Source organism: Intrasporangium sp. (assembly GCF_032907665.1).
Lineage (GTDB): Bacteria > Actinomycetota > Actinomycetes > Actinomycetales > Dermatophilaceae > Intrasporangium.
Window position 1 is genome coordinate 6,011 of record NZ_JAJJPG010000059.1, and the last position, 1,226, is coordinate 7,236.

Below are 1,226 nucleotides of genomic sequence, written 5' to 3' on the forward strand. Positions count from 1 at the left end.
GCCCCGAACTACATCTGGCAGACGGAGCTCGCCGATGACGGGTCCGGCGTCGTCGTCAACATCCTGTCGAGCAGCGGGGAGAACGGACTCGCCTTCTGCGACTTCGCGGGGCAGTGCGCGCCGATGGCAGATCCCGTGAGCGCCCCCGACGTGATCGCCTACACCATCGCCTCACGCAGCTGACTCCTGGCCGTATGCCGCTGGGCCGGCTCTCCCGACCACGCCGCAGACCGCGCGCGGCCGGGTGACCGGGCCCAGCGGCATACGGCTGCGCGGTGGCCCGGCCGACAGCGCACACAACCGGATATCGGCTCGCGTCCGACCGTGGAGTGGGGCAACGTTGGGGAAGTGAAGATTCCGAACGGATCGGCCGTGCTCGCCACCGAGATCGTCGGCGACGGGCCCGACGTGCTCCTCCTCCACGCCGGCGTCGCGGACCGGAGGGCGTGGCGGCCCCTCGTCGAGCGACTCGCGGCCACCAACCGGTGCCTCTCCTTCGACGCGCGCGGTCACGGCAGGACGACCTACACGCCGGAGCCCTTCTCACGGGTCGACGATGCGATCGCGGTGCTCGATGCCCTCGACGCGAGCACTGCGGTCGTCATCGGCAACTCCATGGGCGGTCGGACCGCCCTGGACCTCGCCCTCACCCACCCGGAGCGGGTGGCTGCACTCGTCCTCATCGCGCCGGCCATCAGCGGCGCCCCGGAAGGGGAGGACTCGCCCGAGGTGCAGGCCATCGACGAGCAGATGCAGGCGGCCGAAGCCAGCGGTGACCTCGACGAGCTCAACCGGCTCGAGGCGCGCTTCTGGCTCGACGGCATCAACGGCGGGTCCGAGGGGCGGGTCGACGGGGCCACGCGCGAGCTGTTCCTCGACATGAACGGGCGGGCGCTCGCCGCTGAGCCGCCCGGCGAGGAGAACAGCAGCACCAAGGCCTGGGAGCGCCTCGAGGAGCTCGACCTGCCCACTCTCGTCGTGGTCGGCGAGCTCGACTACCCCGTGTCGACGGACCATGCGCTCGCCGCGGCCGAGCGCATCCCCGGCGCCCGGGTCGTGCGACTTCCCGACGCCGCCCATCTGCCCGTCCTCGAGGAGAACGACGCGTGCCTGCGGGCCGTGGCCGACTTCGTCGCGGACCACACCTGACCAGACCGGTCAGGGCCCTCGGCCGGGTGCGGACGCATCGGACCCGGACGCATCGGACCCGGACGCATCGGACCCGG

At 72.2% G+C, this 1,226-nt stretch carries 2 protein-coding genes; both read left to right on the top strand.

Features of this window, described 5'->3' with window-relative positions:
- On the top strand, positions 1 to 183 hold a 183-nt coding region (locus tag LOY02_RS10410), incomplete at its 5' end, for a hypothetical protein (RefSeq protein ID WP_317182289.1).
- Positions 184 to 348: 165 nt separating this feature from the next.
- Positions 349 to 1,149, top strand: a complete 801-nt coding sequence (locus LOY02_RS10415) for an alpha/beta hydrolase (RefSeq protein WP_317182290.1) — start codon at positions 349 to 351, stop codon at positions 1,147 to 1,149.
- The last annotated feature ends 77 nt before the right edge of the window (positions 1,150 to 1,226 follow it).